Source organism: Cupriavidus alkaliphilus (genome assembly GCF_014191175.1).
Classification (GTDB): domain Bacteria; phylum Pseudomonadota; class Gammaproteobacteria; order Burkholderiales; family Burkholderiaceae; genus Cupriavidus; species Cupriavidus alkaliphilus.
Genome location: NZ_JACHWE010000002.1, coordinates 61,950 through 86,519 on the forward strand (window position 1 = coordinate 61,950; position 24,570 = coordinate 86,519).

Sequence of the window (24,570 nt, forward strand, 5' to 3'; positions counted from 1 at the left end):
TGATTTAGCGCTCGCCCCGCCCCGCGCTCAATCTCAACGAGTTGCCGTCGCTGCGAAACACCATCGGGTACTCGCGCGCTTGCGCCGCGGTTTGCGCCGCCGCCACCCGGCCCTCCAGCACGATTTCGCGCAACCGCCCGTGGCCGGGCGCCTGCGCGCAGGCGGGGTCGGTCGCGGCGGCATCGCCGGTGACCAGGAAGGCCTGGCAGCGGCAGCCGCCAAGATCCGCTTCGCTGTGCTCGCACGAGCGGCACGGTTGCGGCATCCACTGCGTGCCGCGAAAGCGGCGGAAGGCGTCGCTGTGCTGCCAGATCTGGCGCAGCGTGTCGGCCTTGACGTTGGGCAATGCCAGTTCCGGCAGCATGCGCGCGGCATGGCACGGCAGCGCGGTGCCGTCGGGCGCCACGCCCAGGAAGGTGGTGCCCCAGCCGTTCATGCATTTCTTCGGCCGTTCCTCGAAATAATCCGGCACCACGAACAGGATCTGGCATTGCCGGCCGATGCGCGCACGGTACTGCCGCACCACGGCCTCGGCCTCGCGCAGCTGTTCCCGCGTCGGCATCAGCGCCAGCCGGTTCTCCCAGGCCCAGCCGTAATACTGCGTATTGGCCAGCTCCAGGTATTCCGCGCCGAGCTGCAAGGCCAGCTCGATGATGGTGCCGACGTGCGGCAGGTTGTGCCGGTGCAGCACGCAGTTCATCACCATCGGATAGCCGTGCGCCTTGATCAGCCTGGCGACGCGCTGCTTCAGCTCGAACGTGCGCGTGCTCGACAGGAAGTCATTGAGCTCGCGCGTGGAGTCCTGGAACGACAGCTGGATATGGTCCAGGCCCGCGTCGCGCAGCGCCGCCAGGCGGGCGTCGGTCAGCCCCACGCCGGAGGTGATCAGGTTGGTGTAGAAGCCCAGGCCGCGCGCATGGCGCACCAGGGTTTCCAGGTCCTTGCGCAGCAGCGGCTCGCCGCCGGACAAGCCCAGCTGCACCGCGCCCAGCGCGCGTGCCTGGGTGAACACGTCGCACCACTGCGCGGTATCCAGTTCTTCCGCATGGCGGGCATAGTCGACCGGATTGGAGCAGAACGCGCAGTGCAGCGGGCAGCGGTAGGTCAGCTCGGCCAGCAGCCACAGCGGCGGGCCGGGCGGCGCCGGCTCAGACCAGCCAGCCGCGTTCGGTGGCATGTTTGACAAAGGCATGGACCTCCGGCGCGATGCCCTGCACGCCGAAGGCGGCCTGCAGGTCGTCGATCAGCATGTCGAGGGTATGGTTGCCGTCGCAGCGCTGCAGGATCGCGGCGGCGCTGTCGTTGAGCGTGACCATCCCTTCCGGATACAGCAGCACCCAGCTTTGCTGCGAGTCCTCCCACTGCAGGCGGAAGGTGCGGTGCAGGGTTGGGGTGGCGAGGTCTTGGGTGCCGGCGCTCATGGCTGGGCCTGCTGGATGGCATCGAGCATCGACCACAGCACGTCGAGCTTGAACTGCAGGATGTCCAGTGCGCGCTGCTGTTGCGCGGCACTGCGGAAATGATCCAGCGTCACGCGCAGGCCATGGTCGACATCGCGCTGCGCCAGCGGGATGCGCGAGCGGAAATAGTCCAGTCCGCCGGCCTCGATCCACGGGTAATGCGTGGGCCAGCCGGCCAGCCGTTCCTGGTGGATCTTCGGCGCGAACATCTCGGTCAGCGACGAGCACACCGCTTCCTGCCACGGCGCGCGGCGCGCGAAATTGACATAGGCGTCGACGGCGAAGCGCACCCCGGGCAGCACCTGGCGGTGGTTCAGCAGCGCGTCGCGCTCCAGGCCGACGGCCTGGCCCAGCCGCAGCCAGGCTTCGATGCCGCCGGGCTCGGTGTCGGTGCCGTCATGGTCGAGGATGCGCACCACCCACTCGCGGCGCGCGGCGCGGTCGGGGCAGTTGGACAGGATCGCGGCATCCTTGAGCGGGATGCTGGCCTGGTAGTAGAAGCGGTTGGCCACCCACGTGCGGATCTGCGCGGGCGTGCATTGGCCTGCCGCCATGCGCTGGTTGAAGGGATGGTGGATGTGGTAGCCGCTTTCGCGGGCGCGCAGGCGCGCCTCGAATTCGGCCGGGGTCCAGGCAACGGTGGCTGTCATAGCGCGATTTCCATGCCGTCGTAGGCCAGCTCGATGCCGTGCCGGGCCAGCTCGGCATGCTCGGGCGAGTCTTCGGCCAGCACCGGATTGGTGTTGTTGATGTGGATGAGGATCTTGCGGCGGGCGGGCAGGCGGTCCAGTACCTCGATCATCCCGCCCGGCCCGGACAAGGCCAGGTGGCCCATGTCGGCGGCGCTGCGCGTGGAGTAGCCCAGTGCCTGCATTTCGTCGTCGCGCCAGAAGGTGCCGTCGACCAGCACCACGTCGGCGCGGCGCAGCTGCGCGAACACATGGTCGTCGACCTGGCCCAGGCCCGGCGCGTAGAAGGCGCTGCGGCCGCTGCGGCGGTCTTCGATGCGCAGGCCGATGTTGTCGCCGGGTTGCGGCGCGTGGCGCCTGGGAGAGTACGGCGGCGCCTTGCTTTGCAGCGGCACCGCGGTCAGCGCCACGCCATCCAGCGGCGGAACCGAGAACGCCGTGCCGTCGCAGGGCAACGCGTGGCACTGCAGTCCGCAGTAGTGCGACAGGATGCGCGTCAGCGGGAACGCCCCGGCCAGGTCGTCGAGCACGCTGGCGCTGGCATAGAGCGGCAGCGCGCGGCGGTGTTCGCGCAGCATCAGCAGGCCGGTGACGTGGTCGATCTGCGCGTCCATCAGCAGCACCGCGGCGATCGCGGTGTCGCGCCCGGCGCGGGCGGGTTGCAGCGCGGGGGTCTGGCGCAACTGCTGCAGGATGTCGGGCGAGGCATTGACCAGGATCGCGTCGGGGATCGCATCGGGGCCGTCGCCGCACAGCGCGATCGACGATTGCGTGCGCGGGGTGGCGCGCACGGTGCCCCGGCGCACGCCGTCGCAGTTGCGGCAATTGCAGTTCCATTGCGGGAAGCCGCCGCCGGCGGCCGATCCCAGTACCCGGATGGTTGTCATGGCGCGAGCGCTCGAGGGGGATCACGGCCGCCCCGCGCAGGCGCCGGCAGCGGCGCCCGCCCGCGGCACGCCGCGGCCGGTCAGCGGTTGGCGATATACATCGTGATTTCAAAGCCGAGCCGCAGCTCGGTGTAGGCGGGCGTGGTCCAGGTCATGTCGGTCTCCTTTGGCATGGTTAGTGATTAGCGTCGCGGCATGGCAGCGTGTCTGCCGCAATGCCCGGAAAGGCAACAACCATGCCCGACGCCACCCTGGACCACACCGTCTTCCACCTGCGCACGCCCGACGCGCAGCGCCTGCATGTGCGCCTGAGCGGCCCGCCGCACGGCGAGCCCTGGCTGGTCCTGCACGGCGGGCCGGGCAGCGGCTGTGCCGCGTCGATGGCGGCATGGTTCGACCCGCAGCGGCACCGCGTGGCGATGCCCGACCAGCGCGGCGCCGGCCGCTCGACCCCGGCAGGCAGCCTGCGGCGCAACAATGTCGGCGCGCTGCTGGCGGACCTGGAACAGCTGCGCGCGACGCTGGGCATCGCGCGCTGGGGCGTGGTCGGGGGATCGTGGGGCGCGGCGCTGGCGCTGGCCTATGCCGCGCGCTATCCGCATGCGGTCGCCGCGCTGGTATTGCGCGGCGCGTTCCTGACCGGGCGCGACGACGTGCTGGGCTTGTTTGCACCGCGCGCCGGCGGCGGCCTGCTGCGCCGCGTCGCGCCGGCGGGCGAGCGGCTGCCCGAGGCGCGCGCCCGGCTGCTGACGGTGTCCCGACTGTTGCAAAGTGGAACGACTGTTCAAAAACGGGACACCGCTGCGGCGTGGCGCCGGCTCGAGCTGGACCGGCTCGGCCTGCGCGACGTTGCACAGGGACGCCGGCAGACCGCGCGTGAGCGGCTGGCCACGGTACGCAAATACCGCATCCAGGCGCATTACCTGCGCCACCGCGCCGGGCTGGGCAAGCCGGCGTTGCTGCGCGCGGCGCGGGACATCGCGGCGCAAGGGCTGCCGGTGACGCTGCTGCATGGCCGCGCCGACGCGGTGTGCCGGCCCGCCAACGCCCTGCGGCTGCGGCACGCCATGCCGGCCGCGCGGCTGGCCTGGATCGACGGCGGTCACCTGGCGGACGGTGCCATGCGCGACGCACTCGCGGACGCGATCCGCGCCAGCGCCTGGCAGCGCTGATGGCTACGCGTCGTGCCTTTCTCGGAACCACGCTGGCGCTGGCGCTGGGCGCCTGGCGGCCCGCCACGGCGGCCGGCACGCGGCTCGTGCTGGACCCGCTGCGGCCCGGTGTCTACGTCGCCCGCGCCGACAACGCCGAGGCCATGCGCGCCAACGCCGGCGCGGTGGTGCCGACTCTGGTCCATGTCACGCGCGCGGGCGTGCTGGTGGTCGATCCCGGGCCGCAGGCGGCGTGGGGCAGGGCGCTGCTCGGCGCGATCCGGGCGCTGACGGCGCAGCCGGTGCGCTGGGTGGTCAACACCCACGCCCATCCCGAGAACGTGCTGGCCAATGCCGCCTTTGCCGGGCTGCGGCCGCGACCGCTGTTCCTGGCGTCGGCCGCCACTGCCGCGTTGATGCGGCAACGATGCGAGGCCTGTCTGGCCAGCCTGAGCGCGCAGCTCGGGCGCGCGGCCATGCGCGGTAGCGCGATCGTGCTGCCGGAGCCCGCGCTTCAGCACGGCGCCTGGCTGCACACGGGCGGCACGGCGTGGCAGGTGCAGGTGCATGCGCCTGCCCACAGCGCGTCGGATACCGTGCTGTACGCGCCGCAGCTGCGGCTGCTGTGCGCGGGAGGGCTGGCGTACCGCGGTCGCGTGCCGGAGATGCAGGAAGCCTCGCTGCAAGGCTGGCGCCAGGCGCTGCGGCAACTGATCGCGCTGCCGGCGGACATCGTGGTCGCCACCGCGACCGGCACGCCTGCGCAGACGCTGGTGCCGACGCTGGCGTATCTCGATGCGCTCGCGGACGGCATTGGCGCCGCGCTGGCGGCGGGCCGCGATGCAAGCCAAGCGGCCGATGCCGTGGCGGCCGGGCCGTTCCGCCACTGGCGCCATTTCCCGACGCGCCATCCGCTGAACCTGCAGCGCGCCTGGCGCCAGCTGGAAGACGCGTGGATGCAGGGCGAGCCGCCGGCCTGAAGCCGGCATGCGCGTGCCGGGTCAGCCGGACTGCTGCGGCAGCCCGCGTGCCTCCTCCATCTTGCGGTAGACCGTGTTGCGCGAGATCCCCAGCGCCTTGGCTGCCGCCGAGATATTGCCGTTGTGGGCCTTGACCGTGGCCACGATCGCCATCGCCTCGACCTCGGCCAGCCGCGTGGGCTGCAGGCCCTGCGCCATCGCCACGGCCGGCGCGGCCACGGGCGCCTGTGCCTGCGCCTCGCGCAGGTCGTCGAGGAAATCGTCGGGCAGGTGCTCCTCGGTGATCTCGGCTTCGCCTTCGGCCATCAGCTGCGCGGTGCGCAGCAGGTTGCCCAGCTGGCGGATATTGCCCGGCCAGTGGTAGCGGCGGAACAGTGCCATCACCGCGTCGCTGATGCGGGGCGCGTTGTTGTCCGCACCGGCCGCACCGCCGCCGTGCTGCTGGTGCAGCAGCTTGCCGGCGACCACGTCCAGGTCGCTGCGCTCGCGCAGCGCCGGCAGCCGCACCACCAGTCCGTTGAGGCGGTAGTACAGGTCTTCGCGGAACTGCCCGCTGGCGACCAGGTCGCGCAGGTTGCGGTTGGTGGCGCATACCACCGAGACGTCGATGTGGATCACCTTGCTGCTGCCCAGCGGCGACACCGCGCGCTCCTGCAGCGCGCGCAGCAGGCGGCCCTGCAGGTGCAGCGGCATGTCGCCGATCTCGTCGAGAAACAGCGTGCCGCCGTTGGCCAGCAGCATCTTGCCGATGCCGCCCTTCTTGCGCGCGCCGGTGAAGGCGCCTTCCTCGTAGCCGAACAGCTCCGACTCGATCAGGTTCTCCGGGATCGAGGCGCAGTTGACCGCGATGAAGGGACCGGCGCGGCGCCCGCTGTCGGCATGGATGGCGCGCGCCATCAACTCCTTGCCGGTGCCGGTCTCGCCCAGCACCATCACCGGGATGTCCTTGCCGATGACCTTGCGCAGCTTGCCGATCACGGTGCGGATCTGCGCGTCGCCGGTGTCCAGTTCATCCAGCCCCGGCGACGGCGCCGGGCCCGCCGCCAGGCTGCGCGGGATGCCGGTGGCGCCGCCCGCCCCCGCGTGGCGCGCCTCGGTGCCGCCGGACAGCGCCGCGGCCGGGGTTTTCCATTCCACGCGCGCGCTGACCTTGACGCCGCTGGGCAGGTGCAGCGGGACGATGCCGGCATGGGCCGCGCGCGCCGCGTCGAACAGCTGCGACATCGACAGCCCGAACAGCGACGAGAAGGTATGCGCCTGCAGCGCGCCGTTGGACAGGCCCAGCTGGAACTGCCCGCTGCGGTTGGCCGACAGGAAGCGCCCGCCGGGCGTGAACGAGACGATGCCCTCCACCAGCGTGCCGAGGAATTCGGCGCGCGAATGGAAGCGAATGCACACCATGTCGCGGAAGGCATTGCCGAACAGCTGGTTCTCGATCATCTGCGCCGACATCCGCACCAGCGCCATGGTGTGCTTGTGAAAGCCGCGCTGGTCGCCGGTCACGTCCAGCGCGCCCACGGTCTTGCCGTAAGGATCCAGGATCGGCATGCACGAGCAGGTCAGGAACTGGTTGGCCTCGAGGTAATGGTCGGCGCCGTGGACCAGCGTGGCGCGGTTCTCGGCCAGCGCCGTGCCGATGGCGTTGGTGCCGCGGCGCGCCTCCGACCACTCCGAGCCGGGGCGCAGCGAGATCTTGTCGGCGCGGGCGAGGAAGTCGTCGTCGCCCATGGCGTGCAGGATCAGGCCATCGGCGTCGGTCAGCACGATCATGCTCTGGGTGTCGACGATCTGGTCGTGCAGGGTCTCCATCACCGGCAGGGCATAGGTGAACAGCGACTGGCTGCGTTCGATCCGGGTCTTGAGCTCGCTCTGCAGCACCGGACAGAAATCGGGCGACTCATAGGGGCGCAGGCCATAAGACTCCGAGCGCTGGTGGGCCTGGGCAATCAGCTCGGCACGCTCGTGCCCGGCGTCACCGGGGGCGTCCGCGCGCGGACGGGCCGGATCCGGCTGGATGGTCATGTCTCGGTCTCCTTGTGGAAAATCCGCCCGCGATCTTTGCGCGGGTCGCCGCCGGCCGCGCCAGGCGCGGACTCGGCAGTGTTGCGTGGTGAAGCAAAACACTTGCCAGGGTGTGGCATTCCGGGACACCGCGGCGGCACCGCAACGTTGCCCGGGCGGATTTTGCCCGGCAAACGCGGCACTTCGCCGGGATTTGTGCCGCGCCGCCGCCTTGGTATGGCTCTTGCGGAAATGGGAGCAAACATAAGCCAGCCCCATCACTGTAGGAGACATCCATGAAAACGCAGCACCGCCTGCTCGCCTTGCTCTCGCTTTGCGCGTCCCTGACCGCTTTTTCCGCCGGCCCGGTGCTGGCCCACGGCGATGTCACGCCCCAGGCCGTCGATACCAAAGCGTTACCACAGCTGGGCGACGAATGGCGTCCGGACAATCCCTACCGCAGCGGCGATGCGCACAAAGAGGCGCTGCGCATCGGCTCGTCGGCGTACAACCAGAACTGCGCGCGCTGCCACGGGCTCGAGGCCGTGTCGGGCGGCATCGCCCCCGACTTGCGCAAGCTGGACGGCGACTGCGTCGCCCTGGCCGACGCCAGGAAAAAGCAGGCCTGCCAGAGCGAGATCTCGCAGTTCTATGCCACCACCGTGCGCAAGGGCCGCACCCGCGACGGCCGCGTCTACATGCCGCCGTTCGACGGCGTGCTGAGCCAGGAGGCGGTCTGGGCCATCAAGACCTACCTGGAATCGCGCCACGAGTAAGCGCGGCGCCAACGCTGTCGATGCCGCCGGTCCCCCTCGTCCAACTGGAGCAATGCCATGCCTGACAGCCCTGTCCGCGGCCCACGGCTTACCCTCTTCGTCCTGCCCGCACCTTCGGCGCGGATGCTGCGCTGGCTTGGCGGCATCCTGCTGGCTGCCGCCGCCTTGCTCGGCGTGTCGCCGGCGCATGCCGACCTGGCCCGGATCCGCCAGGCCGGCACGCTGAAGGTGGCGGTGTACAAGGGCCTGCCGCCGTTCTCGTCGCTGGCCGGCAGCCAGTACGCCGGCATCGACGTGGCGCTGGCGCAAGCGCTGGGCAAGGCGCTGGGCCTGTCCGTGGCGCTGTTGCCGTTCGATGCCGACGAGAACATGGCCGACGACCTGCGCGCGATGGTCTGGCGCGGCCATTACCTGGGCTACGGACCGGCCGACGTGATGCTGCACGTGCCGGTCGACCGCGCCTTCATGCGCGCCAACGACAAGGCGCTGATCGTCGCACCGTACTACCGCGAGACCTTCGTGCTGGTGCGGGACCGCGAGCGGGTGCCGGACGTGCGCGGCCTGGAAGACCTGGCCGGCCAGCCGACCGGCGCGGCCGCGGGCTCGGCCGGGGCCAACGCGCTGTTGTCCGCCGGCGGCGGCGCGCTGCGCGACCGGGTCAGGATCTACCCCGAGCCCGGCCAGGCGCTGCACGCGCTGTTCTCCGGCGAGATCGCCGCCGCGCTGGTGACGCGCGCGCAGTATGAAAGCGCGCTCAAGGCCGGCAGCCACGCCGCCAGCCGCTATGCCGCCAGCGACATCAGCGCGCCGCTGCTGCCGGCGCGCGGCTGGGCCGTCGGCATGGCGGTCAAGGCCGGCGAGCGCGAGCTGGCCGAGGCGCTGCAGTCAGCGCTGGACACGCTGCGCGGCAACGGCGAGCTGGCCCGCATCTTTGGCGGCTACGGGGTGTCGATGCAGGCGCCGTGAGGCGGGCGTTGTAAAGAATGCATGCGATCCGGCACCGCGGGGTCGCCAGGCTGGCGCGGGCCTGACGCACCGCGGCTGCCCGGGGCGGCGCCGGTAGCGCCCTGGCGGCGCCGTGGCGCCGCGCCTGCCATCGCCGCAGCACATGGCCGCGGGCAGGAACGGGAATTGCGGGGGGCAGGGCAGTATCGTGACTGGGGATCGAGCGATGCCTTCCATTTCGTCGGTTCTGCTGTCCTCGCCCCGCGCGCTCTACGGGCTGCTGCGGGATACCGTCAACGCCTGGGTGGAAGACTACGCGCCCAGCATGGGCGCGGCGCTGGCCTACTACACGGTGTTCTCGATCGCGCCGCTGCTGCTGATCGTGATCTCGGTGGCCGGCGTGGTGTTCGGGCACGAGGCCGCGCGCGGCGAAGTGGTGGCGCAGCTGCAGGGGCTGCTCGGCCCGGAAGGGGCCAAGACCGTCGAGGCGATGCTGCTGGCGGTCAGCAAGCCCGCGGCCAGCGCGCTGACCGCGGTGATCGGCGTGGTGGTGCTGCTGATCGGCGCGACCACGGTGTTCGCCGAACTGCAGTCGGCGCTGGACCGGATCTGGGAGGTGCCCGAGCGGCGCAAGACCTCGGGACTGTTCGCCTTGCTGCGCGCGCGCCTGCTGTCGTTCGGCTTGATCCTGGGCGTGGGCTTCCTGCTGGTGGTATCGCTGCTGCTGAGCGCGGCCATCTCCGCGCTCAACCGCCTGTGGGGGCCGCTGTTCGGGGCCGAGGAACTGATCGCCCATGTGCTCGACACCGTGGTCAGCCTGGTGCTGATCACGGTGATCTTCGCCATGATCTACAAGATCATGCCGCGCGCCAAGGTGCGCTGGCCCGACGTCTGGCTGGGCGCGGCGGTGACGGCGCTGCTGTTCACGCTGGGCAAGTTCCTGATCGGCCTGTATATCGGCAAGAGCGGCGTCGCCAACGGCTACGGCGCCGCCGGCTCGCTGGTGGTGCTGCTGCTGTGGGTGTACTACTCCGCGCAGATCTTCCTGCTGGGCGCGGAGTTCACCTGGCAGTACGCGCGCCGCTACGGCTCGCGCCGCCACGAAGCCGCGGCCGAGCGCGAGCGCGAGCTCGAGCGCGCCAGGGCCGAGTCTCAGCCGCCGCCCAGCGCCACCGCGAACAGCGCCGCGATCAAGGGCCGCTCCTTGCGTACCCCCAGGCAGCACAGGGAATAGTCGATCGACAGCAGCGGCTCGTCCACCGGCACCACCTGCAGCCCCGGCAAGGGGATGCATTCGATCTCGGTGACGAAGCTCAGCCCCATGCCGCTTGCCACCGCATGCAGGATGGCCTCGCGGCTGTTGATCTCCATCGCGCAGTGCAGTGCCACGCCATGCTGCGCGCACGCGCGCTCGACGCGGTCGCGCGTCTTCGAGCCCGGCTCGCGCTGGATCACGGGTTCGCCGGCGAGGTCCTGCAGCGTGACCGTCGTGCGCCCAGCCAGCGCATGGCCCGCCGGCATCACCGCGACGATGCGTTCCCTGCGATAGGGCACGACATGCAGTCCCGCCACCGGGTCGGGCTCGGCAAGGATGCCGGCGTCGATGTCGAAGTCCTGCAGCCCGCGCAGCACCGAGGCCTCCGAGCCGATGGTGACGGTCAGCTCCAGCGCCGCATGCGCGCTGCGGAAACTGCGCGCCAGCCCCAGCGCGATCGGCGGTGACACCGCGCCCACCCGCACCAGCCCGGTCTTGAGCTTGTGCGCGCTGTGCAGGAACTGCATGGCTTCCTCTTCCTGCCCGAACAGCCCCTGCGTGATCGCGTAGAGCCGCTCGCCGGTCTCGGTCAGGCGCACGCCACGTCCGCTGCGCAGGAACAGTTCCACGCCGAAGCGCGTCTCCAGCGCCTTGACCTGGTCGGTCACGGTGGGCTGTCCGATATGCAGGTATTGCGCCGCGGCGGTGAAGCCGCCGGTACGCGCCACCGCATGGAAGCAGCGGATCGACTTGTAGTACTGGTGGAACATGGACGGCGGAGTCTTGGATGGGGGCTGGCCGCCGCTGCGGCGGCGTGTCCGGCGAGTCTCCCACAGCCGCGCGCCGACGCGTACAGGGTTTCCCCGAGGCCGGCGCGGCGCCGCGGCGATCCATCGGTTTTGGCGCAGCCGGGTATCAAAGATGCGATTGGACCGGGGGTTTGGCGTCTCCCACACTTCTGGCAACCCGGGCGCGCGGCGCAGGCCGCCGCCCCAACGCTACCCGAAGCCAGGACCCAGGAGACCCCATGATTCACGCTTACCACAACCCCGTGTCGATCCATTGCGGGGCCGGCGCGCTCGACCAGTTGCCGGCCCTGCTCCACGGCCGGCGCGCCGTGGTCGTGACCTTCCCCGAAGCGCGCGCGCTGGGATTGGTGGCGCGGCTGGAAGCGCTACTGGGCGCGGACCTGGCCGGACTGATCGAAGACGTGCAGCCCAACCCCGATGTCGCACAGCTGTCCGGCCTGTACCACCGCTTCTGGGAACAGGCTGACCGCTGCGACGCCATCGTCGCGGTCGGCGGCGGCAGCGCCATCGATACCGCCAAGGCGCTGATGGTCGGCACCCGCTCGGGCCGGTTCGATTCGCTGATCAGCCTGCTGGCGAGCGGCAAATCGTTCACGCCGGCGCAGGCCAGGCCGCTGATCGCGGTGCCGACCACCGCCGGCACCGGCAGCGAAGTTACGCCATGGGCCACCATCTGGGATGCGGCGAACCAGAAAAAATACTCGCTGCACCTGCCGCAGACCTGGCCCGCGGCGGCCATCGTCGACGCGCAGCTGATGCTGTCGGTGCCGCGCGCCACCACCATCGCCACCGGCCTCGACGCGCTCTCGCACGCGCTCGAATCGATCTGGAACGTCAACGCCAACCCGGTCTCCGACACCTTCGCGGTGTCGGCGGTCGAGGACATCTTCGACACGCTGCCGCAACTGGCGCGGAACCTGGATGACCTGGCGCTGCGCGAGCGCATGGCGCTGGCCGCGCTCAAGGCCGGACTGGCGTTCTCCAACACCAAGACCGCGCTGGCGCACTCGATCTCCTACGAAATGACGCTGCGCCACGGCGTGCCGCACGGCATTGCGTGCTCGTTCACGCTGCCGCTGGTGCTGGAAAAGGCCTGGGCGCGCCGCCCCGATCGCGACCGCACGCTGCAGCGGCTGTTCGGCCCGTCGTTGCCCGCCGCGCAGCAGCGCCTGCGTGGCTTCCTGCAGGGGCTGGGCGTGAAGACCGAGTTCGCCGACTACGGCGTCAGCGACGACGAGGCCGGCGCCATGATCGCGCGCGCGCTGGACGGGGCACGCGGCAGGAACTTCATCGGCGCCGTGCCTGCGTAGCGGTTCCCCGCGGCCAGCGTTTACCCGCCCACATGAGCCCGGCAAACGGGCCGACAATACAACAGGAGACAACCATGGAAACTGTCGATCGCATCCAGGCAGGGGCGTTCGTCGCGCCCGCCGAGCAATCGTTCCGGCGCGCGCAGTGGCGCATGCTGCTGGCCGCGATGTTCTGCTATTTCTTCTTCTACACCGGGCGGCAGACCTTCGGCTTTGCCATTCCCGGCATCCAGGAAGAGTTCGGCCTGTCCAAGACGGCGCTGGGCTGGGCCTCGACCTGCCTGCTGTGGTGCTACGCCATCGGCCAGGCCATCAACGGCAACCTCGGCGACAAGTTCGGCGGGCGCCGCGTGATGACCGCCGGCGCGATCCTGTCATGCGCGGCCAACTGGGTGGTGAGCTTCGCCGTCGGCTTCAAGAGCCTGGCGATCCCATGGGGCATCAACGGCTACTTCCAGGCGCTGGGCTGGGCACCGGGCAGCCGGCTGCTGTCGAACTGGTGGGGCGCGGGCGAGCGCGGCAAGGTCTACGGCTTCTATGTGTTCGCGGCCGGCTGCGCCTCGGTGCTGTCGTTCGTGACCTCGATCGTGGTGGTGAACATCCTGCAGCTCGACTGGCGCTGGATCTTCCGCCTGCCGGTGCTGCTGATGCTGCTGGGCGGCATCACGTTCTACCTGATCGTGCGCGAGCGGCCCGAGGAGCTTGGCTTCAGGTCGCCTGACACCGGCGTGGCCAGGCGCGAGGACGCGGACCACGCCACCGCGGTCGAGACCGACGCCGAGGAAAGCTCGTGGTCCCGCTACCAGGCTGTGCTGCGTAACCCGCGCCTGATCATCGCGGGCCTGTCGATCGGCTTCCAGAACGCGGCGCGCTACGGCCTGATCGTCTGGGTGCCGGTGCACTTCCTGGGCAAGAACTGGAAGACCGCCGAAACGCTGATCGACCCGGCCTGGATCTCGGTGGCGCTGCCGGTGGGCATGGCGTTCGGCGCGCTGTCCAACGGCTGGATCTCGGACCGGCTGTTCGGCTCGAGCCGCAGCAAGGCGATCATGCTTTACATGGTGCTGGGGGCGATGGCATCGATGGTCATGTACCAGTTGCCCACGGGCATGGGTGCCATCGTCGCGCTGTTCCTGGCGGGCTTCTTCGTCTATGGTCCGGCGTCGTCGTTCTGGGCACTGTGTCCGGACCTGGTAGGGGCGAAGCGGGCGGGCACGGCTACGGGCATTCTCAATTTCTTCTCTTATCTGCTCGCGGGCCTTGGGGAACCGCTGATCGGTCGCATCCTGGACCAGTCGGGTAATACCTCGCTGGTATTTCCTATCGTGGCCGCCAGTTGCATTATCAGTGCCGTCATTGCGGCGTTCATTCGGCGGTAGGGAAGCGGGGCGGCCGGGCGCGATGTAAGTGGGTCTGTTTCGCCGGCTACGCCGGCAAAACAGCAGCGCGAGTCAAGTCCGGCACCCAACCGCAGTTCGGACCATCCCGAACACTTACACCGTGGCAACCGGCGTAACCGGCGACCCCACCGCCCCGGGCAACCTCAACGGCGGCGCCGTCAACTGAAACCGCGTCCGCCCATTCGCCCTCAGCCAGTCCGCCAGCTCCCGCAAATACCACAGCTCCCCCAGCGGCAATCCCAGCTTGAACAAGCAATGGTGATGCAGCGGCAGCAAAGGATGGTGCGATTGGCCATCCGGCGCCGGGCGGGCAGGGTACCGCTCCACCGCATAGTTGTCCGCGATCAGCGCCGCGATGCCCGCATCGGTGATCCAGTTCAGCAGCTTGTCATCCCGCCCGTCGAGCGCGCAGCAACTGTGATGCAGCACGCCCTCGTCAGGCTCGCGCTGCATCGACAGCACCACTTCGGCAAAGCCGGTGCGCAGCAGCAGCATGTCGCCGCGTTCGACTTCCACCTTGCCGGCCTCCATTGCGCGCATCAGGTCGTCATAGCCGACGTTGCGGAAGTCCATGCCAAAGACATGCGCCAGGTCCACCAGCACGCCGCGTCCCTGCATGCCCTTGACCGCGAAGTTCTCGATGCCGAGCGCGTGCGCCGCGCTGTGGTCGTGGCCGCACGGGTGCGCCGCGAAGTTGTCGTCCTCGGCGTAGTCGACCGGCCCGACGATATGCTCGTTGGCGCGGTAGCCGTTGTAGTAGACCCGCTCGGCGCGGCCATCGCCGTCGGCGTCGAAGAGCGCGCCCACATGCGCCAGCGCGTCCCATTGCGTGCTGTACTGCAGGCACATCAGCACCTGGTCGTCGCTGATGACATCGGTCGCGGCAGGGTCCATCTTCGCCAGCGGGAAATTGGTGTACGGCGAGTCGTCGCGGAAGGTCGGCCGCAGCACCGGAGGATGGCGGCGGGGATTGAGCTTGTTGCCGCCGGGGTAGTCCAGCGGCAGCGACAGGCAGAAGCTCAGGCCGGCCTGCACCTCGCGCGCGCCCTTGATGACCTGTTCGGGCCCGATCAGGTTGATGCGGCCGAGCTGGTCGTCGGGACCGAAGTCACCCCAGTTGGAACCTTGCGGACGTTGCTTCCAGCGCATGAGTCATGCCTCCTGTCGTGTGGCTGGCCGCGGGAACGGCCAGGCGATGCGGAACGGAATTCAGAGCCGGGCGGGGTGTTGCGCAGGGCCGGCGCGTGGATTGGCCGGTGCCGTCTGGCATGAAACCGGTTGCACTCTTATAGGCCATGTCGCAGGGGACGGTCATTTTGCAGTGCAGCAAAGGTTGCTTTTGTTTGATCGTGGTGTTGCCCTGTTTTTATGTGTTGTCGTACAACATGGGCGGAATGTGCGACGCGGATCTCCCGGATTTGGGCTATTTGAGGGATAACCCGCGGCCTCAGAAGAAATGAAGCCTGTAAAATGTTGTCAGACAACGTAACACATGCCCTGATTGGATGGCTGGGCTGGAGAAGACATGGCAGTGACCCCTACTGTGGCAGTGCAGGCATCGCGCCCCCTCTACATCACGATGCACGCGCACGACAACGTCGCCATCGTGGCCAATGACGGCGGGCTGCCCGCAGGCACCACCTTCCCGTGCGGCCTGGTGCTGGCCGAAGCGGTCCCGCAAGGCCACAAGGTGGCGCTGGCCGACCTGCGCGAAGGCGACGCGGTGATTCGCTACAACGTCGTGATCGGCTACGCGCTCAGGGACCTCCCGCGCGGCAGCTGGGTCAACGAGCGCGTGATCCGCATGCCGGCCGCACCCGGGCTGGAGGACCTGCCGGTCGGCACGCGCGTGACGCCGCTGCCGCCGCTGGATGGCTATACCTTCGAGGGCTACCGCAATGCCGACGGCTCGGTCGGCACGCGCAACATCCTGGGCATTACCACCACGGTGCAGTGCGTCGAGGGCGTGGTGGAGTTCGCGGTGCGCCGCATCAAGGAAGAACTGCTGCCGAAGTATCCCAACGTCGACGACGTGGTCGGCCTGGAGCACACCTATGGCTGTGGCGTGGCCATCGACGCGCCCGATGCCGGCATCCCGATCCGCACCATCCGCAATATCGCGCTGAACCCCAACTTCGGCGGCGAGGTGATGATCGTCAGCCTGGGCTGCGAGAAGCTGCAGCCGGCGCGCCTGATCGGCGCCGGCACCATCCCGATCCAGAAGGCCGGCGAACCCGACGTGGTGTGCCTGCAGGACGAGCAGCACGTGGGCTTCGCCTCGATGATCGATTCGATCATGGCGACGGCGGACAAGCACCTCGCGCGCCTGGACGCGCGCCGGCGCGAGACCTGCCCCGCGTCAGACCTGGTGGTAGGGGTCCAGTGCGGCGGCAGCGATGCGTTCTCCGGCGTCACCGCCAATCCGGCAGTAGGCTTCGCCACCGACCTGCTGGTACGCGCCGGCGCCACCGTGATGTTCTCCGAAGTCACCGAGGTGCGCGACGGCATCGACCAGCTCACCGCCCGCGCCGCCACGCCCGAGGTGGCCGACGCGCTGGTGCGCCAGATGGCCTGGTATGACCGATATCTGGAGCAAGGGCAGGTCGACCGCAGCGCCAACACCACGCCCGGCAACAAGAAGGGCGGCCTGTCCAATATCGTCGAAAAGGCGATGGGCTCGATCGTCAAGTCCGGCACCGGCCCGATCCACGGCGTCAGCGGCCCGGGCGAAAAGGTCACGCAGAAGGGCCTGATCTACGCCGCCACGCCCGCCGGCGACTTTGTCTGCGGCACGCTGCAACTCGCCGCCGGCATGAACCTGCACGTATTCACCACCGGACGCGGCACGCCGTACGGGCTGGCGGAAGTGCCGGTGATCAAGGTCTCCACGCGCAATGACCTGGCGCGGCGCTGGCACGACCTGATGGACGTCAATGCCGGCCGCATCGCCACCGGCGAGGCCACCATCGAGGACGTGGGCTGGGAGCTGTTCCACACGCTGCTGGCAGTGGCCAGCGGCAAGAAGTCATGGGCCGAGCACTGGAAAATCCGCAATGCGCTGGTGTTGTTCAATCCGGCGCCGGTTACCTGAGGGCTGGGTTTTACTGGGGCGATGCGTGGCCCCGCAACGGCTTCAACAAATACGCCAGCCCGTTGTGATCCAGTTCATGCATCAGCGCCAATAGCGCGCCGATCTGTCCCGGCGGGAAGCCCTCGCGCGCGAACCAGTTCAGGTAGTTGCCCGGCAGGTCGGCGATCAGCGTGCCCTTGTGCTTGCCAAAGGGCATGGTGACGGTGACCAGGCGTTTCAGGGCGTCGGCGTCGAAATCGGTCATGGGAGCAGGCCATTCGGAAAGCGCCACGCTACCACAGTCGCGCTGGCGAGAGGGGGGCTCAGGCAGCGCGCGGGCGCGCGCGGGCTGGGGCACCGGTTGCCTCCGCCACGGCGGCGCGCACGCATTCGGCCAGCAGCTCGGCGGCACGCGAGCGCGTGGCGCGCGCCGCGCGGGCGATCACCAGCGGCTGGCGCACGGTGTCTTCCCGTATCGGTTTCTCGACCACGGCGGTGATCTGCGATGACGCGGGCGCCTGCGTGATCAGCAGCGCCACGCCCAGGCCGTTGGCGACCATGCCGCGCGCCAGTTCCAGCGAGGTGGCGCGGTAGCGCACCTCGGGCTGCAGTTCGTATTGCCAGAACGGCGCCATCAGGAATTCGCGGCTGTGCGGCAGGTCGATCAGGATCAGCGGCTCCTGCGCCAGCTCGTGCAGCGAGATGCTGCCACGGCGCCGCGCCAGCCGCGAGCCGGCGGGCACCAGGCCGTAGGGCCGCAGTTCGGCCAGCAATTCGCGCTCCAGGTCGTCGGGCATGCCGACGTCGTAGCTCAGCGCCAGCTCGATCTGTCCCCCGTGCAGCCAGTCTTCCAGCTGGGCCAGGTCGCCTTCGACAAAACGCACCGCGAGGTTGGGATAGCGCTCGCGCGCCAGGCGCAGCAGCACCGGCAGGTAGACCGGCGCCAGCGTGCGGAAAACCCCGATCTGCACTTCGCCGGCCGCACCGTCGCCGCTCTTGTCGACCTCGAACGCCGTGGCCGCGCCCAGGATGTGGCGGGCTTCGGCCAGCTTGCGCACGCCGAAGCGGGTCAGGGTCATGCGCGCGCCGGCGTCGCGGGCAAACAGGGCTTCCTCGAACAGCGTCTCCAGCTCGCGGATGGCGACGGAGATAGACGGCTGCGAGACGTTCAGCAGCCGCGCCGCCGCCGTGGTGCTGCCGGTTTCTGCGGTCGCGGCGAAGTAGCGCAACCGGCGCAGCGAGACACGCATCAGAAAATCCTATAGGTGCTAGTCGAATTCCATATTTTACTTGATAGCTTGCGCTGCGCAGAATCGAGCCACTGAAACGCAAGCCATGAAACCCAAGCCATGCGCTTGCAAGCCATCGAGGAGCAAGCCTTGGATCCGTCCAGCGATTCCCCCCATTCCCCCCATTCCGACCTGCCGCTGGCAGGCATCCGCGTGATCGATTTTTCGCGGGTGCTGGCGGGACCCTATTGCACGGCGCTGCTGGGCGACCTGGGCGCCGAGGTGATCAAGATCGAGCCGCCCGGCGGCGACGACTACCGCGCCGTCGGGCCCTTCGTCGGCGGCAGGAGCGGGCTGTTCGCGGCGATGAACCGCAACAAGCAGAGCGTCGTCATCGATTTGAAGACGGCGGCGGGGCTGGAGCTGGCCCGCGCGCTGTGCGCACGCGCCGACGTGGTGGTGGAGAACTTCCGTCCGGGCGTGGCGGACAAGCTCGGCATCGGCTACGAGGCGCTGCGGGCGCTGAATCCGTCGCTGGTCTATGCGAGCGTGTCGGGCTTCGGCCAGACCGGGCCCGAATCGCACCGGCCTGCCTACGACATCATCCTGCAGGCGATGTGCGGGCTGATGGATGCCACCGGCGCGCCCGACGGTGCGCCGACCATGCTGGGCGAGGCGGTCTCCGATGCGGTCAGCGGGCTCTTTGCCTCATGGGGCGTGCTGGCGGCGCTGCTGGCGCGCGAGAAGAACGGGCGCGGCACGCATGTCGATGTCTCGATGTTCGACGCCACGCTGAGCCTGAGCGCGACGCTGGTCGCGCGCTATGCCGCCACCGGGCGGGCGCCGCAGCGGGTGGGCAACCGCCATCCGTCGTCCGCGCCGTTCGGCGTGTACCGCGCCGCGGACGGGTTCTACGTGGTGGCGGTGCTCAACAACAAGCTGTTCCACACGCTGGCCGAAACCATTGGCTGCCCGGACATGGCGCATGACCCGCGCTTTGCCGATGACGAATCGCGCTGCCGCTTCGAGCCCGCGCTGCGCGCCGGGCTGGAAGCGTGGTCGTCAGGCCTGACCGTCGCCGAGGTGAACCGCGTGCTGGGCGCGGCGGGCATTCCGGTGGCGCCGATCCGCAATGTCAGGCAGGCGCTGGAGAGCGAGCAGGCCGTCCATCGCGGCCTGCTGACCGAAGTGGCCGGGCCGGATGGAAGCACGCTGCGGCTGCCGTCGCAGCCGGTGAAGTTCTCGGGGTATGGCCCCAACCGGGTCACGCCCGCGCCTGAGCTGGGGCAGCACACCGGGGCCATCCTGGCCGCGCACGAATTCAGCAAGGAGAAACAACATGCTTAAACGACTGGGCGTCGAGCCCGGCGACCTGGAAATCGCCGATGCCATCGGCCGTTTCGCGCAGAGCGAACTGGCGCCGAAGGCGGCCGAAGTGGACCGCGCGGAAACGTCCACCACGCGCTATGTGCCACAACTGGCCGAACTCGGCCTGATGGGGATGAACCTGCCGGAACGCTGGGGCGGCACGGAAACTTCGCCGGTGGCGCTGATCCTGTCGCTGGCGGAGGTTGCCAAAGCCTGCGCTTCGACGTCGTCGATGCTCGGCGCGCATTACCTGGCCACCGACTCCATCCTGATCGGCGGCGACGACTGCCAGCGTGCGCGCTACCTGCCCGACGCGGCGGCCGGCACGCGGCTGGGTGCGTTCGCGCTGACCGAGCCGCGCGCCGGCTCCAACCCCGCCGACATGGCCACGCGCGCCACGCCGCAAGGCGATGGCTACCGGCTGCGCGGGGTCAAGCACTTTATCTCCAATGCCGAGGCGGCGGACTTTATCGTGGTCTATGCCAGGACCGACCCGGCCGCGGGCACGCGCGGCATCAGCGCCTTCGTGGTGGACCGGCATAGCGACGGCGTGCAGGTGGCGCCCGCCGAGAAACTGATGGGCATCCATGGCGCGCCGGCCCATGAGGTGGCGCTCGACTGCTTCGTGCCCGCCGCCAACCGGCTGGGGCCTGAGGGCACGGGATTCCGCACCGCGATGAAGGTGCTCGACAACAGCCGGCTAGACGTGGCCGCCACCAGCCTGGGCATCGCCGAGGCGGCGCTGGCCTGCGCGGTGGACTGGGCCCGCCAGCGCCAGGTGGGAGGCGAGCCGCTGGCGCGCAAGCAGGGCCTGCAATGGATGTTCGCGGACATGCGCACGCGGCTGGAGGCGGCCTGGCTGCTGACGCTGCAGGCCGCGGCGCGGCGCCGCGACGGAGAGCCCTTTACCGAGCAGGCGTCGATGGCCAAGCTCTATGCGTCGGAGATGGTGGGCTTCGTCACCGATGCCGCGCTGCAGATCCACGGCGGCTACGGCTTCACGCGGGAAATGCCGCTGGAGCGGCTGGTGCGCGATGCGCGCATCCTGCGCATCTACGAGGGCTCGTCGGAAATCCAGCGGACCGTGATCGCGCGCGCGGTGCTGGGATAGGCGCCGCCGGACGGCCGGCGGCGCGGGTCAGAGCGTTTCCGGGGTATCAGGCGCAGCCGGCGTCGCCTGTGCCTCAGCCTGTGCCTCGGCAGGCGCCGCGGCTGGCTCCGCGACTGACTCCGCCGCGGCAGGAGCCGCCGGCGCGTCGGACGCTGCAGCGGCTGCAGGCGCGGCCGCCTTGGCCTTCTGGCGCGCGGCGCCGGCGCGGCGCGCCTTCAGTTGCTGGGCGCGCTTGGCATCCGCCAGGGTGACCACGCCGGCCTCGTTGCCGTCCAGGTCCAGCCGCTTGGCGCCTTCCACCATGCACGACCAGTAGCGCGCGCCGCTGCACCAGGTGCGGATCGCCTCGCGCAGCTCGGCCTCGTCCAGGCCCAGCTTTGCCGCATGCTGGGTCAGGTCTTCGAAGGTGCCGATCTTCAGCGGCACCTTGGGGGCCGGGTTCTTGGGGAAGGCCTTGGGGAAGTGCTTCTGCAGCCGGGCAATGGAATGCACCACCGGATCGACCGGCTTGGCCGGCGCGGCCGCAGGCGCCGCGCGGCGGCCCTTGGCGCCCGCGGGCGTGTTTGCACTGGCGCCAGTGCGCTCGCCGTCACGGGGGCGCTTCGGCGCGCCCTTGGATGCGCCCTTGGACGCGTCGCCGGTGGCGCCGCCGGTCGCGCCTTGGCGCGGGCCCTTGCGCTCGCCCTTCCTGGATTCGGCGGCCGCCTTCTTGGCGAGTTGGTCCCTGAGTGCTGCCAGTTGTTCGAAGCCCATGATGTCTGCCGTTGTGTGAACCGGGATTGTATCAAGGCCGGGCGGCGGGCATGCCCGGCGGCATCGGGGGGCTTCCGCCGCGGGCTGAGCAGACGGCGCCTAAGGCCTGGCGCGGGCCTGGGCCGCGAAGGTCCGCCACTCCCGGAACACGGCGTCCAGGCAGGCGGCCGTGTCGCAACGGTCACGCTTGTTCCGGAACGCGGCGATGTCTGCCTCGGTGATGGCGCCCGCCTTGAGCAGCCGTTGCTGGTCGGCGTAGATGCGCTGGTAGCCCATGGAAAACAGCGCGGATTCGCAGACCAGCCGCTGCGCCTGGGTGGCGACGGCGGGTCTGGCGGGAGGGGCGCAATCGATATCGGTGGCCCGGGCGGTGCCCAGGCAGATCAGGCCGGCTACGGCCACGCAACGGCGGGCGAGGGGAGAGAGAGGAGCAAGGAGAGGCGAGCGATTCATGGCGGGCTTGCAGGTGTCGCCGGGTCCGGCCCGGCGAGGTGCCCGCCATGTTACAGCGCAACCGGCCCCGCAGACTTGCCGCGGGGCCGCTGGCATCACATCCTGCCCTTCCAGGGCACCAGCCACTTGGCCAGCTTGCGCATCAGCAGGTCGAACACATAGGCGATCAGCCCGATCAGCACGATGCCCATGATGACCACGTCGGTGCGCAGGAAGTTGGACGCGTTGAGCACCATCTGGCCCAGCCCCGCCGTGGCCGCCACCATCTCCGCGGCGACCAGCGTGGTCCAGCCGAAGCCGATGGCGATGCGCATGCCGGTCAGGATATCGGGCAGCGCCGCCGGGATCACCACATGGCGCACCACCTGCCACGGGCTTGCGCCCATCGAGTACGCCGCGTTGATCTGCTCGATCGTGACCGAGCGCACGCCCGCCTGTGCCGACATCGCCAGCGGCGCGAAGCAGGCCAGGAAGATCAGCAGCACCTTCGAGGTCTCGTCGATGCCGAACCAGATCACGATCAGCGGCAGGTAGGCCAGCGGCGGCAGCGGGCGGTAGAACTCGATCGGCGGATCGAAGATGCCGCGGGCGATGCGCGACACGCCCATCATCACGCCGATCGGCACCGCGGTGGCGACCGCCAGCGCAAACGCGCCGAACACGCGCAGCATGCTCGCCGCGAAATGCTCGGTCAGCGGCTGGCCGCCCTGCAGGTTGCCCTGCCAGGCATCGATAAAGGCGGTGAAGATCGACTCGGGCGTGGGCAGGAACAGCGGCGGCAGCCAGCGCAGATGGCTGGCCAGCCACCATAGCGCCAGCAGCAGCACCACGGTGATGGTGGAGATGCGCGAGCTGGACCCTTCGCCTGGCAGGCGGTAGCCCGACACGGTCTTCATGGGGCGGCCCGGGGCGGCCGCGGGCGCCGCGCCGGCATGCGGCGGCGGCTCGATGCGTTGGACGGTAGCGGACATCTGGTTCTCCTCAGGCGGTGGCATGGATCAGGTCGACGATCTCTTCGCGGTAGCGGATGAACTCCGGGTCGGACTTGACCGCGCGGGCGTCGCCGCATTCGATGAAGCGGCGCGCGAACGGCAGCTCATAGGTATGGGCGATGCGTCCGGGCGAGGGCGTCATCACGATCAGCCGCGTGGCCAGGAACAGCGCCTCTTCCACGCTGTGCGTAATGAAGAAGACGATCTTCTGCTCGCGCGCCCACAGCTTCAGGATCAGCGCCTGGATCGACTCGCGCGTGAGCGCGTCGAGCGCGCCCAGCGGTTCGTCCATCAGCATCACCGCCGGATCGCAGGCGAGCGCGCGGGCAATCCCCACGCGCTGCTGCATGCCGCCCGAGAGCTGGTACACCGGCTTGGCGGCGACACTTTCCAGCCCGACCGCGGCCAGCTTTTCATGGGCGATGCGCAGCCGTTCGGCGCGGGACACGCCGCGCAGGCGCAGGCCCAGCGCAACGTTGTCCTCGACGCTGAGCCATGGCATCAGCGCATGCTTCTGGAACACCACGCCGCGTTCGGCGCCGGGGCCGTGCACGGGCTTGCCGCTCAGCCGGATCTCGCCCTCCGACGGCTCCATGAAGCCCGCGATGCATGACAGCAAGGTGGTCTTGCCGCAGCCCGAGGCCCCCAGCGCGACCACGAAATCGCCGCGCTCCATGGTGAGATTGACCTGCGACAGGGCCAGCGTCTTCGCGCCGCCGGCCGTGCCGTAGTTGACACTGACATTGTCGATTTCGAGTTGGTACATGATGGGCTTCCGCAACAGGATCTCCGGGACCGCCGCACGAACAGGGGCGCGCGGCGGCCAGCTTCAGCGACAGGGAGTGCGCCGTCAGCGCAGCGCCCGCTTTGCCCATTCCGCGTTGACGCCGGGGCCATAGTCCGGCAGCACGGTCTGGATGGTGCCCTGCTCCTTGAGGAACTGCGCCGCCGACTGCAGCGCGCGCGCCGCGCCGCCGCCGAGCCAGCGCTCGGAGACCTGCTCCTGCAGCGTGGGGAAGCTGTACAGCGCCATGCTGGCCGGCACGGTCTCGGGCTTGGCGCCGGAGACCTTGGCCACGGCCTTGACCATGGGCGAATCGGCGGTCCACGACGCCTTGTTCTTGCGGTAGTTCTCGTCCGCCGCGGCCAGCACGCGCACCAGCTTGACCATGAACTCGGGGTTCTCGCGCGCGAACTTCTTGTTGGCGATCATGCCGTCGAAGGTCGCCTTGCCGGTGTCGGCGGCAATCTGTCCCGACGTGGTCAGCACCGTGCCCGACTGCTTGAGCTTGGCCAGCACCGGATCCCAGATAAAGGTGGCGTCGATGTCGCCGCGCTCCCATGCAGCGGCCACCTCGGGCGGGCGCATATTGACGATGCGCACGTCCTTCGGGTTGATCTTCGCGCGCTCCAGTGCGACCAGCGTGTGGTAGTGCGTGGTCGACACGAACGGCACGCCGATGCGCTTGCCCTTCAGGTCGGCGACGCTGGCGATCTTGCTGCCGTTGCGCGCGACCATGGCTTCGGCCGCGTTGATGTCGTCCAGGATCCAGAACAGCTCGACCTCGAGTCCTTGCGACAGTGCCGAGGCGATCGGCGAGGTGCCGGCTTCGCCGATGGCAATCTGGCCCGAGGCCATGGCGCGGATCACGTCCCCGCCGCCGCCGAACTGTCGGAACGAGACCGTGTAGCCGGTCTGCTTTTCCAGCTCCTTCATGTCCTGCGCATAGCGCCAGGGCACGACCATGTCCTGGTAAGCAATCACTACATTCTTGCTTTGGGCCTGCACGGTCTGTGCGGCCGGCACCAGCGCCGCCGCCAGGGCGAAATACATCGCGATCTGCTTGATCCACCGCATGGTTGTGCTCCTCGGATGAGAAATGGGTTTGGGGGTCACGGCTTTATAGGTGAGCCCGATTCCGGGCCTATAG

At 69.5% G+C, this 24,570-nt stretch carries 25 protein-coding genes; 10 read left to right on the top strand and 15 right to left on the bottom strand.

From position 1 onward, the window contains the following. Positions 1–4: 4 nt before the first annotated feature. The 5 genes from pqqE to pqqA all read right to left on the bottom strand — a co-directional run bounded on the left by pqqE (position 5) and on the right by pqqA (position 3,191). Complete coding sequence (gene pqqE, locus FHX60_RS06900) at positions 5–1,177, bottom strand: pyrroloquinoline quinone biosynthesis protein PqqE (protein ID WP_183283405.1); 1,173 nt, start codon at positions 1,175–1,177, stop codon at positions 5–7. Continuing rightward, entirely contained in the window at positions 1,149–1,421 is a 273-nt protein-coding gene (gene pqqD, locus FHX60_RS06905) for a pyrroloquinoline quinone biosynthesis peptide chaperone PqqD (protein ID WP_112775032.1), read from the bottom strand. The genes pqqE and pqqD overlap by 29 nt, the downstream gene beginning before the upstream one ends. Further along, a complete protein-coding gene (gene pqqC, locus FHX60_RS06910) occupies positions 1,418–2,110 on the bottom strand; it encodes a pyrroloquinoline-quinone synthase PqqC (RefSeq protein ID WP_183282885.1) in 693 nt (230 codons plus the stop codon). Before pqqC ends, pqqD begins: the two co-directional genes overlap by 4 nt. Next, complete coding sequence (gene pqqB / locus FHX60_RS06915) at positions 2,107–3,036, bottom strand: pyrroloquinoline quinone biosynthesis protein PqqB (protein WP_183282886.1); 930 nt, start codon at positions 3,034–3,036, stop codon at positions 2,107–2,109. The genes pqqC and pqqB overlap by 4 nt, the downstream gene beginning before the upstream one ends. 80 nt (positions 3,037–3,116) lie before the next feature. Then, positions 3,117–3,191 (bottom strand): pyrroloquinoline quinone precursor peptide PqqA, encoded by a 75-nt coding sequence (gene pqqA / locus FHX60_RS06920; protein WP_012355514.1) that lies wholly within the window; start codon positions 3,189–3,191, stop codon positions 3,117–3,119. A gap of 81 nt (positions 3,192–3,272) precedes the next feature. Between pqqA and FHX60_RS06925 the strand changes: the two genes are divergently transcribed. Both FHX60_RS06925 and FHX60_RS06930 read left to right on the top strand, forming a co-directional pair. Next, positions 3,273–4,208: an alpha/beta fold hydrolase gene (locus FHX60_RS06925; RefSeq protein WP_183282887.1), complete on the top strand. Its 936-nt coding sequence runs from the start codon at positions 3,273–3,275 to the stop codon at positions 4,206–4,208. Next, positions 4,208–5,167 carry an MBL fold metallo-hydrolase gene (locus FHX60_RS06930; RefSeq protein WP_183282888.1) on the top strand — a complete coding sequence of 320 codons (960 nt, stop codon included), beginning with the start codon at positions 4,208–4,210 and terminating at the stop codon, positions 5,165–5,167. Before FHX60_RS06925 ends, FHX60_RS06930 begins: the two co-directional genes overlap by 1 nt. A 21-nt stretch (positions 5,168–5,188) precedes the next feature. On the opposite strand, the gene FHX60_RS06935 is transcribed toward FHX60_RS06930, so the two are convergent. Next, positions 5,189–7,189 carry a sigma-54-dependent Fis family transcriptional regulator gene (locus FHX60_RS06935; RefSeq protein ID WP_183282889.1) on the bottom strand — a complete coding sequence of 667 codons (2,001 nt, stop codon included), beginning with the start codon at positions 7,187–7,189 and terminating at the stop codon, positions 5,189–5,191. Between the two features lie 275 nt (positions 7,190–7,464). On the opposite strand from FHX60_RS06935, the gene pedF reads away from it, so the two are divergent. The 3 genes from pedF to FHX60_RS06950 all read left to right on the top strand — a co-directional run bounded on the left by pedF (position 7,465) and on the right by FHX60_RS06950 (position 10,123). Next, complete coding sequence (pedF, locus tag FHX60_RS06940) at positions 7,465–7,944, top strand: cytochrome c-550 PedF (RefSeq protein WP_183282890.1); 480 nt, start codon at positions 7,465–7,467, stop codon at positions 7,942–7,944. A gap of 57 nt (positions 7,945–8,001) precedes the next feature. Next, positions 8,002–8,910 (top strand): substrate-binding periplasmic protein, encoded by a 909-nt coding sequence (locus tag FHX60_RS06945; protein WP_183282891.1) that lies wholly within the window; start codon positions 8,002–8,004, stop codon positions 8,908–8,910. Positions 8,911–9,115: 205 nt separating this feature from the next. Beyond that, positions 9,116–10,123: a YihY/virulence factor BrkB family protein gene (locus FHX60_RS06950; RefSeq protein WP_112775038.1), complete on the top strand. Its 1,008-nt coding sequence runs from the start codon at positions 9,116–9,118 to the stop codon at positions 10,121–10,123. Here the strand turns inward: FHX60_RS06950 and FHX60_RS06955 are convergent. Then, positions 10,042–10,914, bottom strand: coding sequence for a LysR substrate-binding domain-containing protein (locus tag FHX60_RS06955; RefSeq protein ID WP_183282892.1), 873 nt, complete (start codon positions 10,912–10,914; stop codon positions 10,042–10,044). The genes FHX60_RS06950 and FHX60_RS06955 overlap by 82 nt on opposite strands. A gap of 257 nt (positions 10,915–11,171) precedes the next feature. Between FHX60_RS06955 and psrA the strand changes: the two genes are divergently transcribed. Next, a complete protein-coding gene (psrA, locus tag FHX60_RS06960; RefSeq protein WP_112775040.1) occupies positions 11,172–12,263 on the top strand; it encodes an iron-containing alcohol dehydrogenase PsrA in 1,092 nt (363 codons plus the stop codon). A gap of 74 nt (positions 12,264–12,337) precedes the next feature. Continuing rightward, positions 12,338–13,642: an MFS transporter gene (locus FHX60_RS06965; RefSeq protein WP_183282893.1), complete on the top strand. Its 1,305-nt coding sequence runs from the start codon at positions 12,338–12,340 to the stop codon at positions 13,640–13,642. 114 nt (positions 13,643–13,756) lie between these two features. Here FHX60_RS06965 and FHX60_RS06970 read toward each other — a convergent pair whose 3' ends face one another. After that, on the bottom strand, positions 13,757–14,812 hold the full coding sequence (locus FHX60_RS06970) for a cyclase family protein (protein ID WP_112775042.1): 1,056 nt from the start codon (positions 14,810–14,812) through the stop codon (positions 13,757–13,759). A 376-nt stretch (positions 14,813–15,188) separates the two neighbouring features. Here FHX60_RS06970 and garD point away from each other — a divergent pair, with 376 nt between their 5' ends. After that, positions 15,189–16,754 carry a galactarate dehydratase gene (gene garD / locus FHX60_RS06975; RefSeq protein WP_183282894.1) on the top strand — a complete coding sequence of 522 codons (1,566 nt, stop codon included), beginning with the start codon at positions 15,189–15,191 and terminating at the stop codon, positions 16,752–16,754. 10 nt (positions 16,755–16,764) lie between these two features. Here the strand turns inward: garD and FHX60_RS06980 are convergent, their stop codons facing one another. Both FHX60_RS06980 and FHX60_RS06985 read right to left on the bottom strand, forming a co-directional pair. Further along, entirely contained in the window at positions 16,765–16,998 is a 234-nt protein-coding gene (locus FHX60_RS06980) for a DUF3820 family protein (protein WP_112775044.1), read from the bottom strand. Between the two features lie 58 nt (positions 16,999–17,056). Further along, on the bottom strand, positions 17,057–17,983 hold the full coding sequence (locus FHX60_RS06985; protein ID WP_183282895.1) for a LysR family transcriptional regulator: 927 nt from the start codon (positions 17,981–17,983) through the stop codon (positions 17,057–17,059). A gap of 99 nt (positions 17,984–18,082) precedes the next feature. On the opposite strand from FHX60_RS06985, the gene FHX60_RS06990 reads away from it, so the two are divergent. Both FHX60_RS06990 and FHX60_RS06995 read left to right on the top strand, forming a co-directional pair. Beyond that, positions 18,083–19,309 (top strand): CaiB/BaiF CoA transferase family protein, encoded by a 1,227-nt coding sequence (locus FHX60_RS06990; protein ID WP_260163624.1) that lies wholly within the window; start codon positions 18,083–18,085, stop codon positions 19,307–19,309. Next, the gene (locus FHX60_RS06995) at positions 19,302–20,441 is read left to right on the top strand and encodes an acyl-CoA dehydrogenase family protein (RefSeq protein ID WP_183282896.1); all 1,140 of its coding nucleotides are present in this window, start codon (positions 19,302–19,304) and stop codon (positions 20,439–20,441) included. Before FHX60_RS06990 ends, FHX60_RS06995 begins: the two co-directional genes overlap by 8 nt. 27 nt (positions 20,442–20,468) lie before the next feature. On the opposite strand, the gene FHX60_RS07000 is transcribed toward FHX60_RS06995, so the two are convergent. From FHX60_RS07000 to tauA, 5 genes are all read right to left on the bottom strand, one after another. Continuing rightward, on the bottom strand, positions 20,469–21,194 hold the full coding sequence (locus FHX60_RS07000) for a ProQ/FinO family protein (RefSeq protein WP_183282897.1): 726 nt from the start codon (positions 21,192–21,194) through the stop codon (positions 20,469–20,471). Between the two features lie 99 nt (positions 21,195–21,293). Beyond that, on the bottom strand, positions 21,294–21,647 hold the full coding sequence (locus FHX60_RS07005; RefSeq protein WP_183282898.1) for a hypothetical protein: 354 nt from the start codon (positions 21,645–21,647) through the stop codon (positions 21,294–21,296). Between the two features lie 95 nt (positions 21,648–21,742). After that, a complete protein-coding gene (locus FHX60_RS07010; RefSeq protein ID WP_116297941.1) occupies positions 21,743–22,618 on the bottom strand; it encodes an ABC transporter permease subunit in 876 nt (291 codons plus the stop codon). 10 nt (positions 22,619–22,628) lie between these two features. Beyond that, a complete protein-coding gene (locus FHX60_RS07015; protein WP_092313055.1) occupies positions 22,629–23,405 on the bottom strand; it encodes a taurine ABC transporter ATP-binding protein in 777 nt (258 codons plus the stop codon). An 84-nt stretch (positions 23,406–23,489) separates the two neighbouring features. Then, positions 23,490–24,497: a taurine ABC transporter substrate-binding protein gene (gene tauA / locus FHX60_RS07020; RefSeq protein ID WP_183282899.1), complete on the bottom strand. Its 1,008-nt coding sequence runs from the start codon at positions 24,495–24,497 to the stop codon at positions 23,490–23,492. Between the last annotated feature and the right edge of the window lie 73 nt (positions 24,498–24,570).

Coding starts and splice junctions, on each gene's coding strand:
- pedF (WP_183282890.1), top strand. CDS start 7,465: ATGAAAACGCAGCACCGCCTGCTCGCCTTGCTCTCGCTTTGCGCGTCC.
- FHX60_RS06980 (WP_112775044.1), bottom strand. CDS start 16,998: ATGACCGATTTCGACGCCGACGCCCTGAAACGCCTGGTCACCGTCACC.
- FHX60_RS06935 (WP_183282889.1), bottom strand. CDS start 7,189: ATGACCATCCAGCCGGATCCGGCCCGTCCGCGCGCGGACGCCCCCGGT.
- pqqC (WP_183282885.1), bottom strand. CDS start 2,110: ATGACAGCCACCGTTGCCTGGACCCCGGCCGAATTCGAGGCGCGCCTG.
- garD (WP_183282894.1), top strand. CDS start 15,189: ATGGCAGTGACCCCTACTGTGGCAGTGCAGGCATCGCGCCCCCTCTAC.
- FHX60_RS06995 (WP_183282896.1), top strand. CDS start 19,302: ATGCTTAAACGACTGGGCGTCGAGCCCGGCGACCTGGAAATCGCCGAT.
- psrA (WP_112775040.1), top strand. CDS start 11,172: ATGATTCACGCTTACCACAACCCCGTGTCGATCCATTGCGGGGCCGGC.
- tauA (WP_183282899.1), bottom strand. CDS start 24,497: ATGCGGTGGATCAAGCAGATCGCGATGTATTTCGCCCTGGCGGCGGCG.
- pqqE (WP_183283405.1), bottom strand. CDS start 1,177: ATGCCACCGAACGCGGCTGGCTGGTCTGAGCCGGCGCCGCCCGGCCCG.
- pqqD (WP_112775032.1), bottom strand. CDS start 1,421: ATGAGCGCCGGCACCCAAGACCTCGCCACCCCAACCCTGCACCGCACC.
- pqqB (WP_183282886.1), bottom strand. CDS start 3,036: ATGACAACCATCCGGGTACTGGGATCGGCCGCCGGCGGCGGCTTCCCG.
- FHX60_RS07010 (WP_116297941.1), bottom strand. CDS start 22,618: ATGTCCGCTACCGTCCAACGCATCGAGCCGCCGCCGCATGCCGGCGCG.
- FHX60_RS06965 (WP_183282893.1), top strand. CDS start 12,338: ATGGAAACTGTCGATCGCATCCAGGCAGGGGCGTTCGTCGCGCCCGCC.
- FHX60_RS06930 (WP_183282888.1), top strand. CDS start 4,208: ATGGCTACGCGTCGTGCCTTTCTCGGAACCACGCTGGCGCTGGCGCTG.
- FHX60_RS07000 (WP_183282897.1), bottom strand. CDS start 21,194: ATGGGCTTCGAACAACTGGCAGCACTCAGGGACCAACTCGCCAAGAAG.
- FHX60_RS06950 (WP_112775038.1), top strand. CDS start 9,116: ATGCCTTCCATTTCGTCGGTTCTGCTGTCCTCGCCCCGCGCGCTCTAC.
- FHX60_RS06990 (WP_260163624.1), top strand. CDS start 18,083: ATGCGCTTGCAAGCCATCGAGGAGCAAGCCTTGGATCCGTCCAGCGAT.
- FHX60_RS06945 (WP_183282891.1), top strand. CDS start 8,002: ATGCCTGACAGCCCTGTCCGCGGCCCACGGCTTACCCTCTTCGTCCTG.
- FHX60_RS07005 (WP_183282898.1), bottom strand. CDS start 21,647: ATGAATCGCTCGCCTCTCCTTGCTCCTCTCTCTCCCCTCGCCCGCCGT.
- FHX60_RS06925 (WP_183282887.1), top strand. CDS start 3,273: ATGCCCGACGCCACCCTGGACCACACCGTCTTCCACCTGCGCACGCCC.
- FHX60_RS06955 (WP_183282892.1), bottom strand. CDS start 10,914: ATGTTCCACCAGTACTACAAGTCGATCCGCTGCTTCCATGCGGTGGCG.
- FHX60_RS06985 (WP_183282895.1), bottom strand. CDS start 17,983: ATGCGTGTCTCGCTGCGCCGGTTGCGCTACTTCGCCGCGACCGCAGAA.
- FHX60_RS06970 (WP_112775042.1), bottom strand. CDS start 14,812: ATGCGCTGGAAGCAACGTCCGCAAGGTTCCAACTGGGGTGACTTCGGT.
- FHX60_RS07015 (WP_092313055.1), bottom strand. CDS start 23,405: ATGTACCAACTCGAAATCGACAATGTCAGTGTCAACTACGGCACGGCC.